The following is a 24,274-nucleotide window of genomic DNA, read 5'->3' as shown; positions in this document are numbered from 1 at the left end:
CCCGATGCCGCATTTCATCGTCGAATACTCTGCCAATCTGGAAAAGGCGCTGGATATGTCCGGGCTTTGCGAAACCATTCGCGCCTGCGCAGCCGGGATAGACACGTTCCCGACACCTGGTATTCGTGTGCGTGCCTTTCGCTGTGATCATTATGCGATCGCGAATGGCGACCCGAAACATGGGTTCATCGACATCTCAATCCGTCTGCGAGGCGGTCGACCAGATGACGTCAAGAAGGCCGCCACCGAACAGATTTTTAAGGCTGCGCGCGCCTTTGTTCAGCCGGTCATGGACACGCGCCCAATCGCTCTGTCGCTGGAAATGCGCGACATTGATCCAAACCTGTCGCCGAAAGCCGGTTCCATTCGCGACCACCTTTGAAAGATCGACAATCGAAAGGACAAGATCATGCCCATCCCTGCCCCGGTCCTTTATCCGCCGTTCAATATCGTCCGCCTGTCGCATGTAGAGTATCGCGTTCAAAACCTTGCGAAATCACGCGCCTTTTATGTCGATACACTTGGACTGCAGGTTACTGCGGAAGACGAAACCAGCATCCACCTGCGTGCACTCGAAGAACGAGGGCACCATTGCATTATCCTGAAACAGGCGGATACATCTGATGTCGGGGTCCTTGGGTTTAAGCTCTATGACGATCCGGACCTCGACAAAGCTGCCGATTGGTTTTCCGCCCGGGGTTTGCCCGTTGACTGGGTCGAACGCCCGCATATGGGGCGCACCCTGCTCACCCGCGACCCTTGGGGCATTCCGCTGGAGTTCTATGTAAAGATGGACCGGCTGGAGCCAATCCATCAGGCCTACAAACTGTATCGCGGTGTGCGTCCGCTGCGCATCGACCATTTCAACATGTTCTCAGCCAATGTCGACGCGTCGGTGGCTTTCTATACCGAGATGGGATTTCGAACGACCGAATACACCGAAGACGCGGACAGTGGCAAAGTCTGGGCCGCATGGATGCATCGCAAGGGTGGTGTGCATGATGTGGCGTTCACCAATGGACGAGGGCCACGTCTGCATCACACAGCGTTTTGGGTGCCAACGCCTATGGCAATCATTGACTTGCTGGATTTGATGGCGACCACCGGCTGGGTCGAAAACATCGAACGCGGCCCGGGACGACACGGGATTTCAAACGCGTTTTTCCTGTATGTTCTGGACCCTGACGGGCATCGGATTGAAATCTATTGTTCGGATTATCAAACCGTTGATCCGGACCTCGAACCGATCAAGTGGGACCTCAAAGACCCGCAGCGCCAGACCCTTTGGGGGGCCGCCGCACCGAAATCCTGGTTTGAACACGGGTCCGGCTTTGATGGCGCAATTGTAGAGGAACCTGCGCTCAGGGCGCAGCCTATTATTGCGCCGTAAGGCAGGTTTTTGAGTATTTTTGGCAATATGAAGCAGGGGGACAATATGAAATTTGCAAGTGTGACCGCAGGCGGACAGCAGCTTTATGGTGCGGTTGTGGATGACGGGTTTGTCGCCCTGTCGCCGGACTTCCCGGAGTGGCCAAGCCTGAAGGACGTGATTATTGCGGATGCGCTGGACCAATTAGAAGCTGCGGCACAAGGTCGGACGGCCACTCACAGCGATTTTGTCTATGACATTCCTTTGCCCAATGCCGAGCGTATTTTATGCGTTGGTGTGAATTTTCCAGACCGCAACGCAGAATACAAAGATGGCAGCAGCCAGCCAAAACACATGTCATTGTTTCCGCGTTTCTCCAGCGGGTTCACCGGACATGGACAAAACCTGATCCGGCCGCCGGAAAACCACACGCTGGATTATGAAGGCGAAGTGGTTGTGGTCATCGGCAAGGCAGGGCGCCGCATTCACGCCGATGACGCTTATGACCACATCGCAGCCTTGACCTTGTGCAACGAGGGAACCATTCGCGACTGGGTGCGCCATGCCAAGTTTAATGTAACGCAAGGCAAAAACTGGGACAAATCTGGCGCCATAGGCCCTTGGCTTGTGCCATTTCGCGATGCGGCCCAACTGGATGATGCGCGCATTGTGACACGTGTGAACGGTGAAGTGCGCCAGGACGATACGCTGAACCGGATGATGTTCCCGATCCGGGAAGAGATTGCCTATATCTCGACCTTTATGACGCTAAAACCGGGTGATATGATTGTGACCGGCACCCCCACCGGCGCCGGCGCGCGATTTGATCCGCCGGTTTATCTGAAACCGGGTGATATGGTTGAGGTTGAAGTGAACGGTATCGGTACTTTGTGCAACGGGGTTGAGGACGAAGTATGACGCCACAGGAACATCGTGACGCGGCCGCAAAATTGCACGCGGCCGAGAAAAGCCGGCAACAAACAGGTCTCTTGTCGATGTGTTACCCGGAGATGACGCTGGATGATGCCTACGCCATACAATCGGCTTTGATGACGGCCAAGCTGGCCGAAGGGCGCCGAGTGATTGGGTGGAAAATCGGTCTGACATCAAAAACGATGCAACGCGCGCTGAACATCGACATACCTGATAGTGGGGTGTTGTTTGATGATATGGTGTTTGAAAATGGTGCCCACATTCCGCAAGATCGCTTTATTCAGCCCCGCGTTGAGGCCGAAATCGCGTTTGTGATGAAAGCTCCATTGGGAGGCGGTCAGGTCACGCGCACGGACGTTCTGAACGCGACCGACTATGTTGCGCCCAGCCTGGAAATTCTGGACACGCGTATTCTGAGGCAGGATCCGAAGACTGGTAAAGCGCGCATCATTACAGACACGGTTTCAGACAACGCGGCAAACGCCGGTATTGTGTTGGGGGATGCGCGACATGCGCCGGACGTACATGATTTGCGATGGGTCGGCGCCATCGTCAGCCGGGACGATGAAGTGGAAGAAACCGGGTTGGGCGCGGGCGTGTTAAATGACCCTGTCGAAGGGATCGTTTGGCTGGCCCGGCGTATGCACACCTACGGACAGCAAATCGAGGCTGGACAAGTGATCCTGTCGGGGTCTTTCATCAGCCCCATTGAATGCCCGCCGGGCGCACGTATCCATGCCGACTTTGGCACGTTTGGTGCCGTGTCCTGCCAATTCTGAATAAAGGAGCCTGCGATGCCTGCCCCAAAGAACACGTTCAAAGCCGCCCTGGGCGAAAAGCGTCAGCTAATCGGGTGCTGGCTGTCGTCCGGAGAAGCAGCCATCGCTGAATTGATGGCGACCACCGGGTTTGACTGGTTGGTGATCGACGGCGAACATGGGCCAAACGACATTCGCAGCATTCGTGATCAACTGGTCGCCATTGCAGGTTCGGACAGCCACCCTGTCGTGCGTGTCCCGGTTGGTGAGCCCTGGGTGATCAAGCAAGCTCTGGATGCCGGGGCACAGACCATTTTGGTCCCCATGATCGACACTGCAGAGCATGCGCGGGAAACCCTGCGTGCGTGTCGCTATGCTCCGCAAGGTATCCGCGGAATGGGCGGCTCTGGCGCGCGCGTTACGGGATTTGGATCGACACCGGATTACGTCCAGACCGCGAATGATGAAATCTGTCTGGTTGTGCAGGTGGAAAGCCGCGCGGCGCTGAACAATCTTGACGACATCCTGGCAGTAGAAGGGGTTGATGGCGTGTTCATTGGCCCGGCTGACCTGTCCGCTGATATGGGGTTTCCCGGCAACGCAGGTGCGCCCGAAGTTGTAGATGCGATCGCCGCAGCAATTGGCAAAATCAATGCTTCAGACAAAGCGTCCGGCATCCTGACACTTACGTCAGCGAACATGACAACTTATGTGGATATGGGGGTCACCTTTGTAGCGGTCGGCATAGATACGATTGTATTGGCAAACGCAGCGCGCGCCTTGTCGGCTCACGCGAAGGCATTGATCAAATAGACACAAATCGGTTCCGTGCCAGTCAGGCAATTTGAACAGATCAGCTGCATTTCGTTTCCAACCCGATCCGACCCTGGTGGCAAGAGGAATATAGGCCGAGTTGGCAGCTGAAGTTCACTCTTCCCGCTTGAAGTCGCCCTGCCCCCGCATTTATTCTTGGGTAGACGCACAAAGAGGAGCCTTTTGTGGGGCAAATTGATCAGCTGTTCTGGGGATCCGTTGTACTCGGGGTCTGTGCGCTTATTCACGTTGGTATGCTGGTCGTCGGAATCCGTCTGATACAGGCACTTGGACACGCGTTAGACGGGCGCAGACCGTCCTTGCAGGTGGCCACATTTGTCAGCGGTGCATTTGCCGCCATGGTCCTTTCGCACACTATTCAGGTCTGGCTGTGGGCGGGCATTCTGATCTACATGGGCGCCTTCGACTTTTGGTATAACGCGCTCTACTTTGCGCTCGTGACCTACACAACCGTTGGATATGGCGACATTGTTCTGACCATTGACTACAGGGTTTTTGGCGCGTTTGCAGGCGTCACGGGCATTTTGTGCTTTGGAATTAGCACCGCGTTCCTCGTCTCGTTGATTGGGCGGCTCTTGCCAAAATCGCTGATGGGCACGGGCAATCATTGAACCAAACCGCAGGCAAGGCTATGTATTCATCATGTTAAAGATTGCTTACACCATGGCGCATGGGCGCGGCGAACTGGACTTGCTTTTGGCTGAGCTGGCGCTGCGATTGCAGGATCGTGGGCTTCAGACACGCGGTATTGTTCAGACGAATACAGGCTGCGAAACCGATCAGCGCTGCGACATGGATGTTCAGGTGTTGCCAGATGGGCCTATGATCCGCATCTCACAATACTTAGGAAAAGAGGCGCGTGGCTGTCGGCTTGATCCCGACGCAATGGCGACTGCTGTTGCCACGGTGGAACGTTCGCTGAGCACACCTTTCGACGTGTTCTTGTTAAACAAATTCGGCAAACAGGAAGCCGAGGGGCGCGGATTCCGCGATCTTCTGGCTGAAGCCGCCGCAGCGGGTGCCACGGTGATTGCCGGAACCAACCCGCTGAACGCTCAGGCTTTTGATGAATTTTCCGATGGTCAGGCAACCTGCGTTCCTGCCAACATAGACGACCTGCTGGCGTGGTATGAACAGATTAACGCAGCCTAGCCTTCTTTGCGGACGGCCATCTCACTTGGGATTTCGCCGTTGTTGGTCAACATGATCGCCAATGGGCGTGTGATCCGGAAAAACGACATGATTGTCATGATCCCGGATGTCAGGATCACCGACAGAATGGCGCCAATGGGCCCCCAGATCGCAGCCCACGCCGCCAGCGACACCATTACGATCACTGGGCTCAGGTTCATGGAACGCCCCATAAGGCGCGGTTCCCAAAAATAGCCAATGCCAAACTGTGCAATGCTTAGTGCGCCAAACAATCCCATCGCCTCGATTCCAAGGCCATATTTGCCAATCGCAAACAACATCGGCAAGGCCATCGCGATCCAGCTGCCGACATAGGGAATGTAGTTGAATACCGCCGTCAACACGGCAAAAAAGGCCGCGAATTCCACGCCAAACACTGTAAAGATAACCCAACAAATCCCGCCTAACACGGCATTAATCAAGGTCTTGGTGGTGAAATAGGTGCCGATCTGTTCCGTGATCAGATCAATCGTATGCCAAACGGTTTTACGCGCGTCCTGATCCGGTACAATCGCGGCGATTTTCCCCGAAATGCTTTCACGCTCTATCAGGAACAAGATAGCGTACAAAAACACCAGCGCCATGTAACCCGCTGAATAGCTGACAGAGTTCAGAGTATATCGGATCACCGATTGTAAATCGATATTGTCAAAAACCACCCGATCCAGCGATTGCCATGTCAGCTCAACTTCGTAGTCAAACCGCGCTGTCAAGTTTGCCAACGTGCCGGACAGAGACTCGGCATATTGCGGAACCGCCCGCACGACAGGTTCCAAATTGCGGGCAAAGAACCCAACTCCTACCATCAGCACGACAAACAAAACAATGGTTGTCATTGTCATGCGCAGCCAGCCGGGAATGACCCTCGAATAAAAAGGAATACGCTCCAGCTCCCGGGAAATGCCCGCCATCAGGAATGCCAAAAGCGCACCAAGAATAATGGGGATCAGGATCGGTTCGGCCACTTTCAGAAACCAACCCACAGCAACCGTTGCGATCACCGCAAGACTGACGGCTGAAATGCGTGTCGATGTTTCCAATCTGTTCAAAGCCATGTCTTTCCTGCGGGTGCGCGGTCATCCTATCTGCTTGCCACCTCTCGGCAAGCGGCGAATGCCCATTATCCAAATAGCGCACGGCGGATCAGGTTCAATCCGGCCAATGTCAGAATGACCAATGTCGCCTTGCGAAACGTCGTCTGATCGATGCGATTGTGAATGCGGCCACCAAACCACATGCCCAGAATTGCGGGTGGCAGCAGCATCGCCGAAAACAGCGCCGTTTCGCCGCGCAATACACCTGAGCCGATATGGGCAAAGAACAAAAGCACCGCGCCAAGCCCATAAATCACGCCCTGAACGCGGACCTGTTCCGTTTTTTCGGTATCAAGGGCCGTCAGGTAGGCCACTGTCGGCGGCCCCCAGACGCCCGAGACGCCCCCGATCAGGCCAGCAATGGCGCCGATGACGGCCTCAATGCGAAATGAAGGCCGGGCCAGGCGCAGATTCACACCCAAAAGCTGCATCGCGGCAAATATGGTCACCGGCAAACCGATCACCAACAGAAACGCGTTTTGCGGTAAAAGACGCACAAACTGGGCGCTGATCACCAATGTTATGGCGCCCACGATCAAAAAGGTGCGAAACCGCACAACTGAATTCATGGCGGCACGCGGCCCTTGTCGCAATGCCTGAAACCAGTTCGAAACAATCGTAGGCAGGATCAGCCCGGCCAGTGCCCATTCCGGCGACAGAAACGTGCTCAGCCCGGACACCAGAACCATCGGCATGCCAAAGCCCACCATCCCCTTGATCACCCCGGCAAAAACCGCAATTGCCAAAGACACAAAGAACAGCTCGGCGCCAAGGTTGGTCAGAATAGCATCCATACTTTGCTATAGGCTGAAATTTCCCGCCCGGCAAAGTAATGACGCGCAATAAACTATCAAAGCATCCGCAGCATTCGTATTTATGTTGCGCTGCACCTGCAAAAGAATTATGTCACACTGCAGAAAAACGAGGATTATGATTCATGGCACATGATGGACAGGACCTGACGATGACACATTCTGTGATTCTTCCCGATTTGCTGGCGTTGACCGGTGCGGCGGTTGCCCCGGTTGAGGCTATTCTGGACACCGCAAAACAGCGGGTGCGCGAGACTGTATCAGACAATGGTAAAGTTTCCGGAAAGCTGATCGAAGAAAACCAAACCGCCGCGCATGGCCTGTCCTGGCTGGCCACATACGCCCAGTCATTGCGCCAAATGCAGGCTTGGGCTGAACGGCTGAAGGCCGACGGCAAGTTCGGCGAGATGGAACAACTGATCCACCAGATCGCATTTGGCGAATATCTTTGGCAGATCTATGGCGGCATTTCGATGAGCCAGAACGAGATTGTGCGCCTGCAGGATCTGGGTTTGGGTCAGGAAGAAATGCGCGGCCTGATGGTACCCGAGGTGATGTCCTTGTGTGATCAGGGCAATACGCAGGCAGCTCGTATGCGGCTGGTAGAGCTGATGCAGGGCAACGCAGGCCACGCCACATTTGGCGCAAGCGGGCTTGACGAAGAGCTGGAGATGATCCGCGAACAATTCCGGCGCTATGCCGACGAACGCGTGATCCCGAATGCGCATGACTGGCATCTCAAAGACGAACTGATCCCGATGGAAATCATCGAGGAACTGGGCGAGATGGGCGTATTTGGCCTGACCATTCCCGAAGAATATGGCGGGCTTGGGCTGAGCAAAGCATCGATGGTGGTTGTGTCCGAAGAACTGTCACGTGGCTATATCGGCGTCGGTTCGCTGGGCACACGGTCCGAGATTGCCGCCGAGCTGATCGAAGGCGGTGGCACAGAGGCACAAAAGGAACATTGGTTGCCCAAACTGGCCTCGGCCGAAATCCTGCCGACGGCGGTGTTTACCGAACCAAATACCGGCTCTGATCTGGGCAGCCTGCGCACGCGCGCCGTCAAGAATGATGAGGGAAACTGGGATGTTACGGGCAATAAAACATGGATCACCCATGCTGCCCGCACCCATGTAATGACGCTTCTGGCCCGCACGGACCCCAACACGACAGACCACCGTGGCCTGTCGATGTTCCTGGCAGAAAAAACCCCCGGCGATGACGAAAACCCGTTCCCGACAGACGGCATGACTGGTGGCGAAATCGAGGTTCTGGGTTATCGTGGCATGAAGGAATACGAACTGGCGTTTGATGGCTTTAAGGTCAACAAAGACAACCTTCTGGGGGGTGTCGAAGGTCAGGGCTTTAAACAGTTGATGAAGACGTTTGAAGCCGCTCGTATCCAGACCGCAGCGCGTGCAATTGGTGTGGCGCAGAACGCGCTTGAGGTGGGCATGCAATACGCCCAGGATCGCAAGCAGTTTGGCAATTCTCTGATACATTTCCCCCGTGTGGCAGGCAAACTGGCGATGATGGCTGTTGAGATCATGATCGCCAGGCAGCTGACCTATTTCAGCGCCTGGGAAAAAGACAACGGCCATCGTTGTGATCTTGAGGCCGGTATGGCCAAGCTGCTGGGCGCCCGCGTGGCATGGGCCTGTGCAGACAACGCCTTGCAGATCCATGGTGGCAACGGGTTTGCGCTTGAGTATCAGGTTAGCCGTATCCTGTGTGATGCGCGTATTCTGAATATCTTTGAAGGTGCTGCCGAAATTCAGGCGCAGGTTATCGCCCGACGCCTTTTGGACTAAAGCTTTCTCTGAGACTTTTGAACGCCCCGCACATTGCAAATGGCAAGTGCGGGGCGTTTTTGGTTGTCAGGTAAGCGTAAGCTAACTCGTTGATCTACAGCCGAAATCGCGGGTCGGCACCGCGTCGGTATTCCATCGGTAATGCGTCAGCATGAAACGCGCCAAAACCCCGCCAACTGTTACAACTGCCCACAAGCATTGATATGTGTCCGGCGCGCCCATACTTAACTAGAAAGTTAAACAGGATGGTCAATATGCGCTCAATCACAATCACATACCAATATGACGGCGACGAACTGGTCTGGCAGCAGGCGATTGACGGGTTCGTCAATGCGCTTGACGCCGATCCGGACGCCGCCCGGTTTTCCTATCAGGTGGCCGTGGCTGACGACGGGGTGACGCGCATTCACTGGGGCAGATGGGACACCCCGGAAACGCTCGAACATGTCCATGCGCAGGCATATTTCAAAACTTTTGCAGCAAAAGTCACAGAATTCTCCGGCGGAGCGCGAAACGTGACCGGAGCTGACATTAAAACCCGCACCGCCAACTGGTAGTTTTGCAACGCTGCACTGCAGCGTGACAATGCTGCACTTGCATAATGCGGATAAGCTCCGTAATTCTGCGGGCATGTCAGCAATGCGTCTCACCCCTGATCTTTGGATCGCTGCCGGTTTCAAAGCCCTGTTGGACCAAGGTCCCGCAGCCCTTAAGGCCGAGCCATTGGCGCGCAGATTGAAGACGACCAAGGGGTCTTTCTACTGGCATTTCAAAGATGTACCTGCCTTTCACGGCGCCATGCTGGCGCAGTGGGAACAACAGGCGCTGACCGATATTGAAACCGCGCTGGCAGGCGACACCACCCCTACACAAAAGCTGCGCCACCTCAGCCAGATCGCCACCAATGGCGTAGATGATTCGGTACTTGGTGCGCGGCTGGAACCGGCGATCCGGGCATGGTCACACAACGACCCAGCTGTGGCCGCTGCCGTGGCGCGGGTAGATCAGTTGCGGCTGGATCAGCTGACCACAGCATTGTCCGAAAACGGCCTGTCCAACCCGGAATTGTCGCGCATTTTATATGCGGCCAATCTGGGCATGGCGGAATTGTCGCGTCGTGACGGTCAGACAAATGACAGCGCGCTTGGCACTCTGGTAGATTTGATTCTGGCGCTATACGATTAAGGCATGCGCCTGATTGCCCTTTTACTGATTTTCCCGCTGACCGCCTGCTGGCAGGATGAAACGCTTGCCGGATACGGTGCCGCCGATCAGTTTTGGCATCTGTATCAAGTTGATGGCAACACGATCAGCGAACCGATTGAGCTTGTCTTTCATTCCAACGGCACAGTTGAAGCGACGGCCCCCTGTCACACCATGACAGCACGTCAAAGCGCGCCCTACCCGTGGTTCGTGCTTGAGAATGTGGAGATCGCGCGCACAGATTGCACCGCCCCGTCCGGGCAAGCTGCGGTTCTCAATGAGCTCCAGAAGATGACCTTGTCCGAAGTATCCGGCGACCGTCTTATCCTGAGCAACGAGGCCGGGCGCGAGATGTTGTTTACGGCTGTCCAAGGCGACGGGTGAACAGGTCAACAAACCGGCCCCGGACCTCGGGCAATGGTTTGTGGCCCATTTCCGGCGCCAGCTTTTCCGTCAGAAAATAGCCCGTTGTTCGAAATGCCTGAGCAACTTCGTCATCCGGGGCGGCGCCTTGTCCCAACATGCAAGGCAGCAACGGCAATAACCGATCGGCCCACGCACCGGCGCCTTGTTCCGACACCGCGCGTCCGGATTTGGGCGACACATAGGACAGCCCGTCACGCGCGCCTGTAACAGCACATTGCGTCAGGTCCAGACCAAACCCCATATCTTCTAATAGCGCCATTTCCCATTGCAGATATGCCAGCGGCCACACCTCGTTCTGCCCCAGCAAATCCAGCAACGGTACGGTTCTGGCATAAAGTGCGGCGTGGGCTTCGCGCTCTGGTAGGCAAAAAGACAAAAGACCGGTGACTGTGTTCAACCCGGCCAAAGCCAACCGGTCAGAAAGCGCCGCAGCCCGGCTGCGCAAAGGTTCAACCGTAAAAGATCCGATATGTTCCTCAAGCCGCGCCCGCCACGCCACATCAAGCTGTCCACCGGGTTGCAGAATGGGCGTCATCTTGCGGCTGATCCCGCCGCGCACAACCCCCGCATGGCGTCCGTGACGTTCGGTGAACATCTCAAGGATCACCGACGTCTCGCCATGTTTACGAGTGCTGAGAACAATGCCCTGATCGCGCCAGTCCAACTCACCTGCCCTTTTGCACCAGTGAACCGTGCCACCGGGTGAATTGCCAGCAAATTCCGACGTCTGGGGTCAGTCGGACAACCCGGGTTCGTCCAAAAGATGCCGACCGTTGCGGTCTTCGACCTCGATCACCCAGGCATCCGGATCAAAGCTGCGCTGACGGGCCAACGACGTGTCGACATCGGCCTCGGCCCCTTCTGACAAAACAACCCAGCGCCGCTCCCCGGTCATCAGATCAAAGCTGCGTTGAAAGACCTGCGCCTGTCCGTCCAGTGTGTTGAGCTTGATCAGCACGGCACCCGCCGTGTTGTCGCCACGCGCCACGACAAAGGCAGGGATCGTCTCAATTCGCAGGCGCGCCAGATAAGCCTGTACCCAGAATTCAGCCGTTAACTTCATAGTAACCATCCCTGATCGAAGATGATCCAAAACCCAAGAGCAGGCACGTCCGAGGCAAGGAGATTTTTATGCAGCACCAATTTCAGACGCCCAAAGGGACACGAATTCTTGTGCTATTAATGCTGGCGTTGGTTGCGTTGGACTTTAGCTGGGCGATCGAGCCTGCACAAAAGCTGCCGTTGCGCATGGCCATCGGATTGTGCGGCATCGGTGCGGTGACGTGGTTCCTGATGGCGTTCATACGTTTCCGTCTTTGAAATCCAGCCCCATCTCGGAATAGCGTTCGGATTCTTCCAGCCAGTTGGGACGCACTTTGACCTGAAGGAACAGATGTACCTTACGGTCAAGGAATTCGGTCAGCTCCTCGCGGGCCGCCTTGGAAACGGCCTTGATGGTTTCACCTTTGTTGCCCAGCACAATGCCTTTGTGCCCGTCACGCATTACATAGATGATCTGATCCACCCGAGCGGAACCGTCTTTGCGTTCTTCCCAGCTCTCGGTTTCGACCGTCAGCTGATAAGGCAGTTCCTGATGCAGGCGCAGCGTCAGTTTTTCGCGGGTCATTTCAGCGGCGATCATGCGCATGGGCAAATCGGCAATCTGATCTTCGGGGTAAAGCCAGGGTCCCTCCGGAAGTTCTTGGGCCAGCCACTGGCGCAACATGTTGCAACCATGGCCTTTTTCGGCGGAAATCATAAACGTTTCGGCAAATGGGAACCGGTCGTTCAGGTCCTTGGTCAGCGACAACAGGACTTCGGATTTAACGCGGTCAATCTTGTTGATCGCCAGCGCGATTTTGCGCCCGGATTCGATTTGTTCCAACCGTTCCAGAATAACTTCGACACCTTCAGTGATACCGCGATGCGCCTCGATCATCAGAACGATGACATCGGCATCTGCAGCGCCCCCCCATGCGGCGGCGACCATTGCGCGGTCCAGACGACGACGCGGACGGAACAGCCCGGGCGTGTCGACAAACACCAGCTGGCTGTCGCCTTCCAGCGCCACACCGCGAATACGCGTGCGGGTGGTCTGAACTTTGTGTGTCACGATCGACACTTTCGCCCCCACCATCTGGTTGGTCAGCGTGGATTTGCCCGCATTGGGCTCTCCGATCAGGGCGACGAATCCGGCGCGTGTGGTCATTGTGATTTCCTGTTTAACAGAGTCATGCCTTTAGGGCATTTGCAGGCAAAGAGCCAGCGTCGGTTAGCGCGCCAATTCGGATTGATGGCTTAACCTTTGGACAATTGCGCCAGCAGCGCCTTGGCGGCGGCCTGTTCGGCCTTGCGTTTGGAATTGTCCGACGCCTGCGCGCGTGCGCCGTTGGTCAGCACAGCAGCAATGGTAAAAACCGGCGCATGATCCGGGCCTGAACGCTCCAGCAATTCGTAAGCGGGTGGTTTCAGGCCGCGTCCCTGCGCCCATTCCTGAAGGCTGGTTTTGGGATCGCGGGCATCGTCTTCGACGGTGTCCACCCGTTTGGCCCAAAGTCGTATGACAAGGTCGCGCGCGACCTCGAAACCGGCATCCTTGTAGACAGCGGCAATCACCGCCTCCATCGCATCGCCCAACAGCGCTTGTTTGCGCCGCCCACCCGACATCATTTCGGATCGGCCCAGCTTCAGGGCATCGCCCAATTCAATGTCACGGGCCACATCGGCGCAGGTTTCTTTGCGCACCAACGCGTTGAAACGCGGTGCTAGCTGGCCTTCGCTGGCACCTTCATCGCTGGCCAGCAACGCTTCGGCCATCACCAGCCCAAGCACCCGGTCGCCCAGAAACTCCAGCCGTTGATTGTCTTCGCGCGTGGGCGAAGACATCGATGAATGCGTCACCGCGCGCAGCAATAGCTCTGGGCGGGAAAATGTGTGCCCAAGCCGCGCTTCAAGCGCTTTTAGTTCGGCCGAAAGCTTCAATTGACGCCTTTGAAAAACCTGTCAGAACGCCATGTCCAGAACGCGAACATGGATGTACCAGCAGAGGAGAACATGATGCGATCTGCGCGACCAATCAGGTTTTCATAAGGCACATAGCCAACCCCACGCGCAGCTTGCGCGACGCGGCTGTCGGTAGAATTATCCCGGTTGTCACCCATGAAAAAGTAATGGCCGTCAGGCACGGTATAGATACCGGTATGGTCAGACTGCTGATTGCCGATATTGAGAATGGAATGCGCAACGCCATTGGGCAGAGTTTCGATCTGACGTGATTTCACACAAAGACCGCCAGCACCAACCGGGCCGTTTTCACAGCGCGGTGACAAGCGTTGTGGTCCCTGAGGGCCAGCGGTTTCTTCAAACATCCCGCCATCTTCCAACTTTACCGCGTCGCCATTGATGTGCAGAACACCGGCAATCATCTGAATCTTATCTCCCGGCAAGCCGGTCAGACGCTTGATGAAATCCAACCCGGTGACTGGGTGGCGGAAAACAACAACGTCACCGCGTTCGGGGTCTCCACCCAAAAGACGCGTGTTGTCACCATCCAACCAACCGCAAAGATCCTTGGCGTCGATATTGATGCCAACCGCCGGAATGCGAACGGACGGGCAGGACGCATAGGAATATCCATAGGTCATTTTGTTGACGAACAGGAAATCGCCGATCAATAGCGTGTCCTTCATCGAACCGGAGGGAATCCAGAAAGGCTGAAAAAACAGGGTGCGGAATACGCCTGCGATCAACAGGGCATAGACGACTGTTTTGATCGTCTCGACGACGCCGCCGTCTTTCTTGGCCGTTTCTGCCATGTGTTTGTCTCTCCGGTTGTGACGGGCGTTACATGAGGGGCTGGTGGCTGGGTGTCAACCCGACGTCTGTGCAGCCGGACGCGCCTCGATCACGACAAAGGCCTGCGCCCAGGGGTGATCGTCGGTCAGGGTGACGTGAATGATGGCGTCGTGTCCGTCCGGTGTCATCTCGGCCAGACGTTTTTCGGCCCAACCAGTGACGTGCATAACTGGCTGCCCGGTGCGCAGATTGCTGACGGACATGTCCTTCCAGCTAATGCCCATAGCCAGCCCGGTGCCCAGCGCCTTGGAACAGGCTTCTTTGGCGGCCCAGCGTTTGGCCAGCGTACCGGCCTCATCACGTCGTCGCGCTGCTTTGGCCAATTCGGTTTCGGTAAACACCCGGTTGCGAAACCGGTCGCCGAACCGTTCCAGCGTGCGTGTCACCCGTTCGATATTGGCGAGGTCTGTGCCGATACCAACGATCATTGCAGGCGTGCCGTCAGGATTTTAAAGCTGGCCAGTCCAAAAAACCCGGCAAAGGCCAGATCGAACCAGCGCTGCGCACGCGCATAGGCCCGAACGGTCCGTTCAGACGAAAACAGAAACGCGTAGCCGATGAAGATTGTGATCGATCCGACATAAAGCATGGCGAAATAGGCGAAAAGCGTGGCTGGCGTGGCATTGGCGGGCGCGACAATGGCATAAATCGCCCCCCAGCTCAGGATTGCCTTGGGGTTGGTCAAATGGATCGCTGCGCCTTTGGCAAAGAGCGCGCGAAACCCACCTGAAAATGGCGTGCCCAGTGCTGCTGTATCGCCGGGCGCGACGGCGCGTTTTACCGCCTTAAGCGCCAGCCAGCCCAAATAGGCCGCCCCAATATAGCGCAACAGTTCAAACACCCACGCATTGGCCAGCATCACGGCTGACAGGCCCAGCGCGGCGGCGATGCCCCAGCTGGCCGATCCGGCAAGAATACCCGTTGCAAAGGCCAGCGCAGGTCGGCGCCCGCTGGTCATCGCCGTTCCTGCAATGCCCATTGTGGCCGGCCCCGGAGAGCCCCCGGCCAGCAACCACGCCACCCAGATGGCGGCAAACTCGGGCGTGATCATGCCCGCGCCTCGTCCATAAGGCTGCGCATTTCGTGAATGGCGGGTTCAAGCCCGGTAAAGATCGCCTCTCCGATCAGGAAATGACCAATGTTCAGTTCCATGACCTCGGGCAGCGCTGCGATGGGCTTCACAGTGTCAAAGGTCAGCCCGTGCCCTGCATGGACCTCGAGCCCCAGAGAATGCGCAAAACTGGCCATTTTGGTCAGACGCCCCAATTCGGCATCGCGTTCCTCAAACCGGCCTTCAGCGTGAAAATCGCAATAGGCGCCGGTGTGCAACTCGATCACCTGTGCCCCGATCCGGTTGGCGGCTTCGATCTGGGCCGGGTCGGCAGCGATAAAGATCGACACGCGACACCCAACGTCCCGCAAAGGTGCAATGAAATGCGCCAGCTTGTTTTCTTCGCGCGCCACTTCCAGCCCGCCTTCGGTGGTTTTTTCTTCGCGCTTTTCGGGCACGATACACACCGCGTGGGGTTTGTGGCGCAGCGCCATGGCCTGCATTTCGTCGGTTGCCGCCATTTCAAAGTTCAACGGCACGCTCAGGCAGCCCATCAGCGCATCAATGTCGCCGTCCAGAATATGACGGCGATCTTCGCGCAGATGCGCCGTGATCCCATCGGCCCCTGCCTGTTCTGCCAAAAGCGCGGCCCGCGCCGGGTCAGGATAGGCGCTGCCGCGCGCATTACGGATTGTGGCCACATGGTCGATATTCACGCCCAGACGCAACATGATGACAGCCTCTCAAACTTGTTTCCCTGCGCGACCCTATGACGACAATCCCACCAAGAAAACCGCTTTCTTAGGACTTGTCGTTTTCGGCGGCTGCAGCGCGGGCGGCTTGTTGAATGGCCTTAGCCCGGGCCTTGGCAATCTTTTTCTTAATCCGGTTCGCCCGACGTTTCTGATAGGCCCGGATCAGGGGCACAGACAGGTAATAGACAACCGTCGCCGTGATAATGCCCGGAATGATGCCGCCAATCATGTAGGGGAAAAAGACCTCGTCATAGAAAATCTTAAGCCCGCGCCAGTCGGCGGAATGACCGTCAAAGATCGACCACAGATTATGCCACAGATCGGCAAACGCATTGGCGAATTTGGCGGTAAGCGATTGATGCGCGCCTTCGTGAAATTCCGTGCCCAACAGAAAGTGCCCGGTTTTCAGCGAGACAATGCCAATCGGCAGATAGGTCAGCGGATTGCCAAAGAAGGTGCCCAAGAGCGCCGCAAGCATATTGCCGGACACAAGACGTGCCAAAACGATTGCGACCACAAAATGCAGGCTGAAGAACGGTGTAAAGGTTGTGAACACGCCGCACCAGATTCCGCGCGCGATGAATTCCGGGCTTCCCGGCAGACGATGCAGACGGTGGCGCACGTAATAAAACGCCCGCTTCCATCCGCCACGCGGATAGAAGAATTCTGCAACGATCTTGTGGATCGGCCTTCTATCACGGCGTTTGAATACCACCGGGGTGCTTCCTTTGCTGATCAGGCGTCGCTTGGTACACGAGCCTTTTCTGGGTTCCGACAGCGTTCGATTTCTGCCACATCGGTTTCTGCCTCAAGCGCCATCATCAACCGGTGCAGGTGTTTTGCATCCCGCAAGTCGACGCTGACCAGAAGACGATAGTAATCCGGCTTGCGGTCTACGAACTCTAAGTCTGAAATATTGGCCCCGTGCTCTCCGATCAATGTGCAAATACGTCCCAGTACGCCGGCATCGTTGCCAATCGTGATCCAGATCTGAACCGTGTAGATCGGACGATGCTGTCCGGCATGCCAATGCAGGTCCATCCAGCGTTCTGGCTGGTCCTCATAATCGCTAAGCACGTCGCAATCGATTGCATGCACAACCACGCCTTTGCCGCGATAGGTGATGCCCACAATCCGCTCGCCGGGCAATGGTTGGCAACAGGGCGCACGCTGAACGCTTTGATCCGGAGACAGCCCGATCACCGCACGTTCTGTTGCAACTTCGTCGGTTTGCGCAGGCGCCAGATCAGGATAGACCGCTTGCAAAACTTCACTGGCGGTGATCTCGGCCGACCCCAGACGGGCCAGAACTTCGCCTTTATCCTTCAATCTCAGATGCTTGGCTGCAACATCAAGCGCCTTGTCGGTTGATTTCTTTCCGACATGTTCAAAGGCGGACCGCGCCAGTTCCGCGCCCAGTCGCACAAACCGTTCCCGATCCATCTCGCGCAATGCCCGGCGAATGGCGGTGCGTGCCTTGCCGGTGATTGCGATATCCAGCCACGTAGCCTGAGGAGTTTGACCCTCGGCGGTGATGACTTCGACGGACTGTCCGTTCTTGATACGGGTCCAAAGCGGCACGCGCTGGTGGTCGATCTTGGCCCCAACACAAGCATGGCCAATACGGGTGTGGATGGCGTAGGCAAAGTCAATCGGCGTGGCCCCACGCGGCAATTTGACCACCTCCCCTTTGGGGGTAAAACAGAACACCTGATCCGAATACATCTCAAGCTTGACCGCTTCGAGAAAATCTTCGTGATCTTCTTCGGCGTCAAACTGTTCGCTCAGCCCGCTAATCCATTTGACCGGATCAACCGCAAACGGGTTTTCGCCACGCACACCGTCTTTGTAGGACCAATGTGCGGCCACACCGGATTCGGCGACATCATGCATTTGCTGCGTGCGTATCTGCACCTCGACCCGGCGCCCGTTTCGCCCCGACACAGTCGTATGGATCGAGCGGTAACCGTTCGATTTGGGTTGACTGATATAATCTTTGAAACGCCCCGGCACCGCGCGCCAACGTTGATGGATCGCCCCCAACACCCGATAACAGTCTTCTTCATTCTGCGTGATAATGCGAAACCCGTAGATGTCGGAAAGCCGGGAAAACCCCTGATCCTTGGTCTGCATCTTGCGCCAGATCGAATAGGGCTTCTTGGCGCGTCCGGCAACCACGGCGTCGATCTCGTGTTTGCGCAGCTCTTTCTTCATATCCGTGGTGATGCGCTCGATCACGTCACCAGCTTCTTTTTGCAGCGTGATAAAGCGGCGGATGATGGATGCACGGCCCTCGGCATTCAGCACTTTGAACGCCAGGTCTTCCAATTCGTCGCGCATCCACTGCATCCCCATGCGCCCGGCCAGCGGAGCATAGATATCCATGGTTTCACGTGCTTTTTGCACCTGTTTGTCGCTGTGCATCGCGCGGATTGTGCGCATGTTGTGCAAGCGGTCGGCCAGCTTGACCAGAATGACCCGCAGGTCCTTGGACATGGCCATAAACAGCTTGCGGAAATTCTCGGCCTGTTTGGTTTCAGTCGAGCTGAGCTGAAGATTGGTCAGCTTGGTCACACCATCGACCAGCGCGGCCACCTCTTCGCCAAACATCGTGGCGACCTCTTCGTAAGAGGCGTTGGTGTCTTCGATTGTGTCGTGCAATAGGGCGGTGATAATCGTGGCATCGTCCAGATGCTGTCCCGCAAGGATCATCGCCACTTCGATGGGATGCGTGAAATACGCCTCGCCCGAACGGCGAAACTGACCATCATGCATGTCGCGGCCATAATTATAGGCCGCGCGAATCAATGCTTGATTAGACTTGGGGTTGTAGGCGCTTACGAGCTCGACAAGGTCGTCTGCCGGGATCATGAATGTACCTGTTTTGGGAGGGCCTCAGCCCTGGCCTTGCGCTTCCATCAGGGCACGCAGCAGTTTTTCTTCGGACATGTCGTCCTCGGCAGGCGCATCGCTTTCGGCACCCATCAACAACGCCATACGATCTTCTTCGGGCTCGTCCACTTCGATCTGAGACTGGTTAGACTCGATCAGACGTTCACGCAGTTCATCGGCGGTCTGGGTTTCTTCTGCAATTTCGCGCAGAGCGACCACAGGGTTCTTATCATTGTCACGATCCAGAGTGATCGGTGTGCCGGACGAGATTTCGCGCGCACGGTGTGACGCGAGCATGACCAGCTCAAAGCGGTTCTGAACCTTGTCGACGCAATCTTCTACGGTAACGCGGGCCATGGGGCACTCCAGTTTTGAAGGATCGGATAAGAAGACGTGTATGTAAGGGGGTTTGCGGACCTTGACAAGCACTGAATCAAAGCGAAATCAAAGCGTCCCGGTCCGATTGTGGCAATTGCGCATACAATTCTTCAAAAGTCCTGCCCAGAAGCGGGTGACGCCACCCCTGCGCGATGTCACAGAGAGGTCCAAGGACAAAGGCACGGTCCTGAACGCGGGGGTGCGGCAGAATCAGTTCACCGGGCGATTGCTGTATCTGCTCCTCGATAGGAAGCGCGCGCCAGGAAGCCTGAGTATCGCGGTCCGGTAGCACCTGCTCACCATAGGCGATCAGATCCAGATCCAGTGTCCGCATGCCCCAGCGCTGAACCCGCTCACGCCCAAATTCGGCTTCGATCTCATGCAATCGTTGTAACAATTCTCGGGCAGATAACGCCGTTTTAATACATACGGCAGCGTTTACATAGTCTGGCCCAGCACCTTCCGGAAAACTGGGTGTCTGAAAGAATCGGCTCACCGCACAAAGCTGAATTCCGTTGCGATTCAGGGATTTCAACGCGCAAGCCAGAGTTTGAATTGGGCTTCCTGACGTTGACGTAAGGTTTCCGCCCATTGCTAACAGTCCAAATTCGTTCACTTTTTGTTAACCTACTCTCACGTATTGATGCAAAAGGGCCGCCATTCCCTTGAAGGCACGCCAAAATTCATTACCCTATACGGCCTGTTGCGCCTGCACTCTATTACACTCACGGGACCTTTTAAGACGCGACAGAATTAGAAAGGGCATTATTTATGTTTTACAAGGACGAGCGGCTCGCGCTGTTCATTGATGGCTCGAATCTGTATGCCGCTGCGAAATCGCTCGGCTTCGATATCGATTATAAACTCCTCCGACAAGAATTCATGCGTCGCGGTAAACTACTTCGTGCATTCTACTACACCGCTCTGTTGGAGAATGACGAATACTCACCGATCCGCCCTTTGGTGGATTGGTTGCACTATAACGGCTTTACCATGGTGACCAAGCCGGCCAAGGAGTACACAGACTCCCAGGGCCGTCGCAAGGTCAAGGGGAACATGGATATTGAGCTGGCTGTAGATGCTATGGAGCTTGCTCCGTTCGTAGATCATGTCGTGCTGTTTTCGGGAGATGGGGATTTCCGGCCACTTGTGGCGAGTTTACAGCGCAAAGGTGTACGGGTTTCGGTGGTTTCGACCATTCGCAGCCAACCGCCTATGATCTCGGATGAGCTGCGGCGGCAAGCGGACAACTTTATCGAGCTTGATGGTCTGCGAGAAGTGATTGGACGCCCACCGCGTGATCCAATCCCGGAACGCGAACCAGAGGTCGAGTTCAGCGGAGAATAAACCTTAAAGCCGGGGCCATGTGCCCCGGTTTTTCGTTATGCCGATCCGGGTGCGGCGGTTGCGGGCAGCTCGCTCTGGACCACACCAGCCGAAAGCCTTACCTATACGGTCAACAGGTTATGAGGCCCCGATCAATGTCCAACCCTCCTCTTACGATCCACCTTGCTGCGCCGCGCGGTTTTTGCGCAGGCGTTGATCGCGCTATTAAGATTGTCGAAATGGCCCTGCAAAAATGGGGCGCGCCGGTCTATGTGCGCCACGAGATCGTGCACAACAAATTTGTCGTGGATGGCTTGCGTGCCAAGGGGGCTGTGTTTGTTGAAGAGCTGGAAGACTGCCCCAATGACCGCCCGGTGATCTTTTCCGCGCATGGCGTTGCGAAATCTGTGCCCGCGGAAGCGCAAAGCCGCGAGATGGTCTATGTTGATGCCACCTGCCCCTTGGTGAGCAAGGTGCATATCGAAGCCGAGCGCCATTCAGTCGCCGGGTTGCAGATCATCATGATCGGCCATGCGGGACACCCCGAAACCGTCGGCACCATGGGGCAATTGCCCGACGGAGAGGTGTTGTTGGTTGAAACCGAAGAGGATGTGGCCAACATAGACGTGCGCAATCCCGACAAGCTGGCGTTTGTCACGCAAACCACGCTGTCTGTGGATGACACGATTGGCATTGTGGCGGCGTTGCAATCCCGGTTTCCCAAGATTGTCGGCCCGCACAAGGAAGACATTTGTTACGCCACCACCAACCGGCAAGAGGCAGTCAAAGCGATTGCACCCTTGGTGGATGCCATTCTGGTGGTGGGCGCGCCAAATTCGTCCAACTCGCGCCGGCTGGTCGAAGTTGGCGCCAAAAATGGCTGCGCCTATTCGCAATTGGTCCAGCGCGACACCGAAATCGACTGGCGCGCACTTGAGGGTATCCGGTCGGTCGGCATCACTGCAGGGGCAAGCGCACCTGAAGTGCTGGTCAACGAAGTCATCGACGCCTTTCGCGCACGGTACGACGTGACGGTTGAGTTGGTGGAAACCGCCGTGGAACGCGTGAATTTTAAGGTGCCGCGCGTGCTGCGCGATATTGAACTGGAGGCCTGAGATGATTTCTGCACAGTTTTTGCTGACCGCACTGGTTGTGGTGATCGCGCCCGGAACAGGCGTGATTTACACTTTGGCGATGGGTCTGGGTCAGGGCAGACAAGCCGCATTTTGGGCGGCACTGGGGTGTACCTTTGGGATTTTACCGCATCTGGCGGCGGCCACGCTTGGGCTGGCGGCCGTGCTGCACACGTCGGCAGTCTTGTTCAACGTGGTGAAATTCGCCGGTGTGGCCTATCTGCTGTATCTGGCCTGGCAGGCTGTGCGCGCGGGCGGCGCCCTGTCCGTCAGCGCCGAACGACAGGCACAGCCGGGATTTGCCATTGCCCGCCGGGGCGCGCTGATCAACATTCTGAACCCGAAACTGTCTGTGTTCTTTCTGGCGCTGTTGCCGCCATTTCTGTCGGGCAACCCAGCCAGTGCAACGCTGGAAATGACGCTTTTAGGGGCAATCTTTATGGCGCTGACCTTTGCCGTCTTTGTGCTGTACGGCGTGTTCGCCGCCAAAGCGCGCGATCTGCTGCTGGGCAGCGCGTCGGTGATGCGGTGGATGAACCGGGGTTTTGCCGCCATCTTTGTAGCGCTGGCCGGACGCCTCGCGCTGGAGCGCGCATGAGTGACAAGGAAACGCTGGACGCCTATGCCAAGGCCGCGCGCGCATATGCGGATGGGTTTGCCAAACCCGAAGACACGTTTCACGATCCTGACTTTGAAGCCTTTGTTGCGCTGCTGCCGCCGGGTGGGCATGTGCTTGATCTGGGCTGTGGCCCCGGGCAATGGGCCGCGCGGATGGTCGAACGCGGGCTTGTCGTAACGGCCACGGATGCGTCGCCCGAAATGGCGGCGCTGGCGTTGCAGGACTTTGGCATTCCGGTCAAAGTCGCGCCTTTTGACGCCCTGACGGATAAGGGCGTTTTCGATGGTGTCTGGGCCAATTTCAGTTTGTTGCACGCGCCGCGCGCCGATTTCCCGGCGCATTTGCAGCGGGTGCATCAGGCCCTGAAACCGGGCGGTGCATTTCACATCGGGATGAAGCTGGGCGCTTCTGAAGGGCGCGATTACCTGGGGCGTTTCTACGCCTATTACGGCGAGAGGGAACTGTGTGATTTACTGGTGCAAGCCGGATTCACAATTAAGGGCACAAGGCGCGGAAATGGCAAAGGTTTGGCTGGTGGTGTCGAGACCTTTGTCATAATAACCGCGCATGCCTGATTTGTTTGCTTATACCGATGGTGCCTGCTCTGGAAATCCCGGCCCGGGAGGATGGGGTGTTCTGATGCGCGCCTGCCAGAACGACGAAGTTCTCAAAGAACGTGAACTGTCCGGCGGTGCCGCAGACACCACCAACAACAGGATGGAGTTGATGGCGGCCATCATGGCGCTGGAAACACTGGAAACATCCAGCACCATCACGGTCATCACTGACAGCGCCTATGTCAAAGACGGCATCACCAAATGGATACACGGCTGGAAACGCAACGGTTGGAAGAAAAAGGGCGGCTTGAAAAATGTCGAGCTATGGCAACGGCTTGACGCCGCCCAGGCGCGCCATAACGTGACGTGGGAATGGGTCAAAGGCCATGCCGGGCACCCGGAAAACGAACGCGCGGACGAACTCGCCCGCGCGGGAATGGCACCGTTTAAACCCTGACCAAAAGCGGCTCTCTATTCGGCCGCAATATTCGCAGAGTCGCTCTCGGCCCAGCGCTGTTGATAATCGGTCTGATACACTTTGTCAGAGCCGTCTCCGGCACCTTCCAGCGGTTTGCGCACAGCATAGGTCAGGATCACTGGCCCCTCAGGCAGTTTGCCCTGAAGACGTGGGCGTACACCGGTTTTGTTTGGGTTCGACGTCGTCACAACCCGGTAGGCAAACATCGGCAACATCGGCTGCAACGCACATTGCAGCACCTCATAGCCCAACGTCTTTTCCCAGAACCCATAGACCATTTCCGGAGTCAGCTGATAGAACCCGTGATTGATCCAGTTGTTGCAGGGCGAATGCCCGATCAGCACCCCGCCCGGTTTCAGCATCCGGTGAATGTTGCGATAGGCGGTGGGCAGGTCGAACACATGCTCACACGTGCCCCCGTCATAGACGACATCAAAGCGCCCCATCAGATCGTCTGGCAATTCCCCGGCAAGATCCTGAACGATGGTTGCGTCTTCAAACTCCGACACATCCATGCTGTCGACCTGATCAAAGCCGATCTTGCGAAAGAACGTCTCAGAATACAGGTCATCCGGGTTTTTGAGGTCATTCTCTGTCACGTCCGGATAGAGCCTGCCCAGGGTCTCGTCAAACAGCGCTGCCGAGCGTTTGCGCCGTTTGCCAATCCAGCGCTGGCGCCCCAGCATGACAAAGTTGCCACCTAATTTGTGTTCGGCCACAACGTCCATAATGCGAACAGCAAGCGTATCGGAAATAGCCATGATTTACCCTGTAACAATCTGATGTGGTGACGTGG

32 protein-coding genes are annotated in these 24,274 nt (G+C 56.5%); 17 read left to right on the top strand and 15 right to left on the bottom strand.

The features are described from left to right. Positions 1-4 precede the first annotated feature (4 nt). The 7 genes from ABJI08_RS06255 (at position 5) to ABJI08_RS06225 (ending at position 5,046) form a co-directional block, all read left to right on the top strand. On the top strand, positions 5-382 hold the full coding sequence (locus ABJI08_RS06255) for a 5-carboxymethyl-2-hydroxymuconate Delta-isomerase (protein ID WP_348400967.1): 378 nt from the start codon (positions 5-7) through the stop codon (positions 380-382). A gap of 27 nt (positions 383-409) precedes the next feature. Further along, complete coding sequence (hpaD, locus tag ABJI08_RS06250; RefSeq protein ID WP_348400966.1) at positions 410-1,390, top strand: 3,4-dihydroxyphenylacetate 2,3-dioxygenase; 981 nt, start codon at positions 410-412, stop codon at positions 1,388-1,390. Positions 1,391-1,435: 45 nt separating this feature from the next. After that, positions 1,436-2,287, top strand: coding sequence for a fumarylacetoacetate hydrolase family protein (locus tag ABJI08_RS06245; RefSeq protein WP_348400965.1), 852 nt, complete (start codon positions 1,436-1,438; stop codon positions 2,285-2,287). Beyond that, positions 2,284-3,081: a 2-oxo-hept-4-ene-1,7-dioate hydratase gene (hpaH, locus tag ABJI08_RS06240; protein ID WP_348400964.1), complete on the top strand. Its 798-nt coding sequence runs from the start codon at positions 2,284-2,286 to the stop codon at positions 3,079-3,081. Before ABJI08_RS06245 ends, hpaH begins: the two co-directional genes overlap by 4 nt. A gap of 15 nt (positions 3,082-3,096) precedes the next feature. After that, a complete protein-coding gene (locus ABJI08_RS06235) occupies positions 3,097-3,873 on the top strand; it encodes an HpcH/HpaI aldolase/citrate lyase family protein (RefSeq protein ID WP_348400963.1) in 777 nt (258 codons plus the stop codon). A 185-nt stretch (positions 3,874-4,058) separates the two neighbouring features. Next, a complete protein-coding gene (locus ABJI08_RS06230; RefSeq protein ID WP_348400962.1) occupies positions 4,059-4,505 on the top strand; it encodes a potassium channel family protein in 447 nt (148 codons plus the stop codon). A gap of 31 nt (positions 4,506-4,536) precedes the next feature. Next, complete coding sequence (locus ABJI08_RS06225) at positions 4,537-5,046, top strand: DUF2478 domain-containing protein (protein ID WP_348400961.1); 510 nt, start codon at positions 4,537-4,539, stop codon at positions 5,044-5,046. Here the strand turns inward: ABJI08_RS06225 and ABJI08_RS06220 are convergent. After that, positions 5,043-6,140, bottom strand: coding sequence for an AI-2E family transporter (locus ABJI08_RS06220; protein ID WP_348400960.1), 1,098 nt, complete (start codon positions 6,138-6,140; stop codon positions 5,043-5,045). The two genes, ABJI08_RS06225 and ABJI08_RS06220, sit on opposite strands and share 4 nt — an antisense overlap. 65 nt (positions 6,141-6,205) lie before the next feature. After that, the gene (locus tag ABJI08_RS06215) at positions 6,206-6,973 is read right to left on the bottom strand and encodes a sulfite exporter TauE/SafE family protein (RefSeq protein ID WP_348400959.1); all 768 of its coding nucleotides are present in this window, start codon (positions 6,971-6,973) and stop codon (positions 6,206-6,208) included. A gap of 143 nt (positions 6,974-7,116) precedes the next feature. On the opposite strand from ABJI08_RS06215, the gene ABJI08_RS06210 reads away from it, so the two are divergent. From ABJI08_RS06210 to ABJI08_RS06195, 4 genes are all read left to right on the top strand, one after another. Continuing rightward, positions 7,117-8,805, top strand: coding sequence for an acyl-CoA dehydrogenase family protein (locus ABJI08_RS06210; protein ID WP_348400958.1), 1,689 nt, complete (start codon positions 7,117-7,119; stop codon positions 8,803-8,805). Positions 8,806-9,059: 254 nt separating this feature from the next. Next, a complete protein-coding gene (locus tag ABJI08_RS06205; protein WP_348400957.1) occupies positions 9,060-9,362 on the top strand; it encodes a hypothetical protein in 303 nt (100 codons plus the stop codon). 73 nt (positions 9,363-9,435) lie between these two features. Next, the gene (locus tag ABJI08_RS06200; RefSeq protein WP_348400956.1) at positions 9,436-9,990 is read left to right on the top strand and encodes a TetR/AcrR family transcriptional regulator; all 555 of its coding nucleotides are present in this window, start codon (positions 9,436-9,438) and stop codon (positions 9,988-9,990) included. A gap of 3 nt (positions 9,991-9,993) precedes the next feature. Continuing rightward, positions 9,994-10,392, top strand: coding sequence for an META domain-containing protein (locus tag ABJI08_RS06195; protein ID WP_348400955.1), 399 nt, complete (start codon positions 9,994-9,996; stop codon positions 10,390-10,392). Here ABJI08_RS06195 and recO read toward each other — a convergent pair. Then, positions 10,367-11,098: a DNA repair protein RecO gene (gene recO / locus ABJI08_RS06190; protein ID WP_348400954.1), complete on the bottom strand. Its 732-nt coding sequence runs from the start codon at positions 11,096-11,098 to the stop codon at positions 10,367-10,369. The genes ABJI08_RS06195 and recO overlap by 26 nt on opposite strands. A gap of 69 nt (positions 11,099-11,167) precedes the next feature. Next, on the bottom strand, positions 11,168-11,497 hold the full coding sequence (locus ABJI08_RS06185) for a DUF1491 family protein (protein WP_348400953.1): 330 nt from the start codon (positions 11,495-11,497) through the stop codon (positions 11,168-11,170). Between the two features lie 68 nt (positions 11,498-11,565). Here ABJI08_RS06185 and ABJI08_RS06180 point away from each other — a divergent pair, with 68 nt between their 5' ends. After that, positions 11,566-11,754, top strand: coding sequence for a hypothetical protein (locus ABJI08_RS06180; RefSeq protein WP_348400952.1), 189 nt, complete (start codon positions 11,566-11,568; stop codon positions 11,752-11,754). On the opposite strand, the gene era is transcribed toward ABJI08_RS06180, so the two are convergent. From era to folK, 10 genes are all read right to left on the bottom strand, one after another. Then, positions 11,735-12,643: a GTPase Era gene (gene era / locus ABJI08_RS06175; protein ID WP_348400951.1), complete on the bottom strand. Its 909-nt coding sequence runs from the start codon at positions 12,641-12,643 to the stop codon at positions 11,735-11,737. The two genes, ABJI08_RS06180 and era, sit on opposite strands and share 20 nt — an antisense overlap. 89 nt (positions 12,644-12,732) lie before the next feature. Beyond that, a complete protein-coding gene (rnc, locus tag ABJI08_RS06170) occupies positions 12,733-13,416 on the bottom strand; it encodes a ribonuclease III (RefSeq protein ID WP_348400950.1) in 684 nt (227 codons plus the stop codon). Further along, positions 13,413-14,249, bottom strand: coding sequence for a signal peptidase I (gene lepB, locus ABJI08_RS06165; protein WP_348400949.1), 837 nt, complete (start codon positions 14,247-14,249; stop codon positions 13,413-13,415). Before lepB ends, rnc begins: the two co-directional genes overlap by 4 nt. 54 nt (positions 14,250-14,303) lie before the next feature. Continuing rightward, a complete protein-coding gene (gene acpS / locus ABJI08_RS06160) occupies positions 14,304-14,717 on the bottom strand; it encodes a holo-ACP synthase (protein WP_348400948.1) in 414 nt (137 codons plus the stop codon). Further along, a complete protein-coding gene (locus ABJI08_RS06155) occupies positions 14,714-15,340 on the bottom strand; it encodes a LysE family translocator (protein ID WP_348400947.1) in 627 nt (208 codons plus the stop codon). Before ABJI08_RS06155 ends, acpS begins: the two co-directional genes overlap by 4 nt. Then, on the bottom strand, positions 15,337-16,071 hold the full coding sequence (locus tag ABJI08_RS06150; RefSeq protein WP_348400946.1) for a pyridoxine 5'-phosphate synthase: 735 nt from the start codon (positions 16,069-16,071) through the stop codon (positions 15,337-15,339). The genes ABJI08_RS06155 and ABJI08_RS06150 overlap by 4 nt, the downstream gene beginning before the upstream one ends. Positions 16,072-16,141: 70 nt before the next feature. After that, the gene (locus tag ABJI08_RS06145) at positions 16,142-16,810 is read right to left on the bottom strand and encodes a DUF2062 domain-containing protein (protein ID WP_348400945.1); all 669 of its coding nucleotides are present in this window, start codon (positions 16,808-16,810) and stop codon (positions 16,142-16,144) included. 20 nt (positions 16,811-16,830) lie between these two features. Continuing rightward, complete coding sequence (locus ABJI08_RS06140) at positions 16,831-18,966, bottom strand: bifunctional (p)ppGpp synthetase/guanosine-3',5'-bis(diphosphate) 3'-pyrophosphohydrolase (RefSeq protein ID WP_348400944.1); 2,136 nt, start codon at positions 18,964-18,966, stop codon at positions 16,831-16,833. 24 nt (positions 18,967-18,990) lie between these two features. Next, the gene (gene rpoZ / locus ABJI08_RS06135) at positions 18,991-19,344 is read right to left on the bottom strand and encodes a DNA-directed RNA polymerase subunit omega (RefSeq protein WP_348400943.1); all 354 of its coding nucleotides are present in this window, start codon (positions 19,342-19,344) and stop codon (positions 18,991-18,993) included. A 76-nt stretch (positions 19,345-19,420) separates the two neighbouring features. Beyond that, positions 19,421-19,957 carry a 2-amino-4-hydroxy-6-hydroxymethyldihydropteridine diphosphokinase gene (gene folK, locus ABJI08_RS06130; protein ID WP_348401019.1) on the bottom strand — a complete coding sequence of 179 codons (537 nt, stop codon included), beginning with the start codon at positions 19,955-19,957 and terminating at the stop codon, positions 19,421-19,423. 179 nt (positions 19,958-20,136) lie between these two features. Here folK and ABJI08_RS06125 point away from each other — a divergent pair, with 179 nt between their 5' ends. The 5 genes from ABJI08_RS06125 (at position 20,137) to rnhA (ending at position 23,457) form a co-directional block, all read left to right on the top strand. Then, a complete protein-coding gene (locus ABJI08_RS06125) occupies positions 20,137-20,712 on the top strand; it encodes an NYN domain-containing protein (RefSeq protein WP_348400942.1) in 576 nt (191 codons plus the stop codon). 134 nt (positions 20,713-20,846) lie between these two features. After that, the gene (ispH, locus tag ABJI08_RS06120; RefSeq protein ID WP_348400941.1) at positions 20,847-21,806 is read left to right on the top strand and encodes a 4-hydroxy-3-methylbut-2-enyl diphosphate reductase; all 960 of its coding nucleotides are present in this window, start codon (positions 20,847-20,849) and stop codon (positions 21,804-21,806) included. Between the two features lies 1 nt (position 21,807). Further along, positions 21,808-22,422: a LysE family translocator gene (locus ABJI08_RS06115; protein ID WP_348400940.1), complete on the top strand. Its 615-nt coding sequence runs from the start codon at positions 21,808-21,810 to the stop codon at positions 22,420-22,422. After that, positions 22,419-23,018, top strand: coding sequence for a class I SAM-dependent methyltransferase (locus ABJI08_RS06110; RefSeq protein ID WP_348400939.1), 600 nt, complete (start codon positions 22,419-22,421; stop codon positions 23,016-23,018). The genes ABJI08_RS06115 and ABJI08_RS06110 overlap by 4 nt, the downstream gene beginning before the upstream one ends. Next, positions 23,011-23,457, top strand: coding sequence for a ribonuclease HI (rnhA, locus tag ABJI08_RS06105; protein ID WP_348400938.1), 447 nt, complete (start codon positions 23,011-23,013; stop codon positions 23,455-23,457). Before ABJI08_RS06110 ends, rnhA begins: the two co-directional genes overlap by 8 nt. Before the next feature lie 14 nt (positions 23,458-23,471). Here the strand turns inward: rnhA and ABJI08_RS06100 are convergent, their stop codons facing one another. Further along, a complete protein-coding gene (locus tag ABJI08_RS06100; protein WP_348400937.1) occupies positions 23,472-24,239 on the bottom strand; it encodes a class I SAM-dependent methyltransferase in 768 nt (255 codons plus the stop codon). Between the last annotated feature and the right edge of the window lie 35 nt (positions 24,240-24,274).

The sequence above is a fragment of the Shimia sp. genome (genome assembly GCF_039969785.1).
GTDB lineage: Bacteria > Pseudomonadota > Alphaproteobacteria > Rhodobacterales > Rhodobacteraceae > Shimia.
The sequence above is the reverse complement of the archived record's forward strand: the minus strand, read 5'-3'. Positions and strand labels throughout refer to the sequence as shown.

Coding starts and splice junctions, on each gene's coding strand:
- ABJI08_RS06255 (WP_348400967.1), top strand. CDS start 5: ATGCCGCATTTCATCGTCGAATACTCTGCCAATCTGGAAAAGGCGCTG.
- hpaD (WP_348400966.1), top strand. CDS start 410: ATGCCCATCCCTGCCCCGGTCCTTTATCCGCCGTTCAATATCGTCCGC.
- ABJI08_RS06245 (WP_348400965.1), top strand. CDS start 1,436: ATGAAATTTGCAAGTGTGACCGCAGGCGGACAGCAGCTTTATGGTGCG.
- hpaH (WP_348400964.1), top strand. CDS start 2,284: ATGACGCCACAGGAACATCGTGACGCGGCCGCAAAATTGCACGCGGCC.
- ABJI08_RS06235 (WP_348400963.1), top strand. CDS start 3,097: ATGCCTGCCCCAAAGAACACGTTCAAAGCCGCCCTGGGCGAAAAGCGT.
- ABJI08_RS06225 (WP_348400961.1), top strand. CDS start 4,537: ATGTTAAAGATTGCTTACACCATGGCGCATGGGCGCGGCGAACTGGAC.
- ABJI08_RS06220 (WP_348400960.1), bottom strand. CDS start 6,140: ATGGCTTTGAACAGATTGGAAACATCGACACGCATTTCAGCCGTCAGT.
- ABJI08_RS06215 (WP_348400959.1), bottom strand. CDS start 6,973: ATGGATGCTATTCTGACCAACCTTGGCGCCGAGCTGTTCTTTGTGTCT.
- ABJI08_RS06210 (WP_348400958.1), top strand. CDS start 7,117: ATGGCACATGATGGACAGGACCTGACGATGACACATTCTGTGATTCTT.
- ABJI08_RS06205 (WP_348400957.1), top strand. CDS start 9,060: ATGCGCTCAATCACAATCACATACCAATATGACGGCGACGAACTGGTC.
- ABJI08_RS06200 (WP_348400956.1), top strand. CDS start 9,436: ATGTCAGCAATGCGTCTCACCCCTGATCTTTGGATCGCTGCCGGTTTC.
- ABJI08_RS06195 (WP_348400955.1), top strand. CDS start 9,994: ATGCGCCTGATTGCCCTTTTACTGATTTTCCCGCTGACCGCCTGCTGG.
- ABJI08_RS06185 (WP_348400953.1), bottom strand. CDS start 11,497: ATGAAGTTAACGGCTGAATTCTGGGTACAGGCTTATCTGGCGCGCCTG.
- ABJI08_RS06180 (WP_348400952.1), top strand. CDS start 11,566: ATGCAGCACCAATTTCAGACGCCCAAAGGGACACGAATTCTTGTGCTA.
- era (WP_348400951.1), bottom strand. CDS start 12,643: ATGACCACACGCGCCGGATTCGTCGCCCTGATCGGAGAGCCCAATGCG.
- lepB (WP_348400949.1), bottom strand. CDS start 14,249: ATGGCAGAAACGGCCAAGAAAGACGGCGGCGTCGTCGAGACGATCAAA.
- acpS (WP_348400948.1), bottom strand. CDS start 14,717: ATGATCGTTGGTATCGGCACAGACCTCGCCAATATCGAACGGGTGACA.
- ABJI08_RS06155 (WP_348400947.1), bottom strand. CDS start 15,340: ATGATCACGCCCGAGTTTGCCGCCATCTGGGTGGCGTGGTTGCTGGCC.
- ABJI08_RS06150 (WP_348400946.1), bottom strand. CDS start 16,071: ATGTTGCGTCTGGGCGTGAATATCGACCATGTGGCCACAATCCGTAAT.
- ABJI08_RS06140 (WP_348400944.1), bottom strand. CDS start 18,966: ATGATCCCGGCAGACGACCTTGTCGAGCTCGTAAGCGCCTACAACCCC.
- rpoZ (WP_348400943.1), bottom strand. CDS start 19,344: ATGGCCCGCGTTACCGTAGAAGATTGCGTCGACAAGGTTCAGAACCGC.
- folK (WP_348401019.1), bottom strand. CDS start 19,957: ATGGGCGGAAACCTTACGTCAACGTCAGGAAGCCCAATTCAAACTCTG.
- ABJI08_RS06125 (WP_348400942.1), top strand. CDS start 20,137: ATGTTTTACAAGGACGAGCGGCTCGCGCTGTTCATTGATGGCTCGAAT.
- ispH (WP_348400941.1), top strand. CDS start 20,847: ATGTCCAACCCTCCTCTTACGATCCACCTTGCTGCGCCGCGCGGTTTT.
- ABJI08_RS06115 (WP_348400940.1), top strand. CDS start 21,808: ATGATTTCTGCACAGTTTTTGCTGACCGCACTGGTTGTGGTGATCGCG.
- ABJI08_RS06110 (WP_348400939.1), top strand. CDS start 22,419: ATGAGTGACAAGGAAACGCTGGACGCCTATGCCAAGGCCGCGCGCGCA.
- rnhA (WP_348400938.1), top strand. CDS start 23,011: ATGCCTGATTTGTTTGCTTATACCGATGGTGCCTGCTCTGGAAATCCC.
- ABJI08_RS06100 (WP_348400937.1), bottom strand. CDS start 24,239: ATGGCTATTTCCGATACGCTTGCTGTTCGCATTATGGACGTTGTGGCC.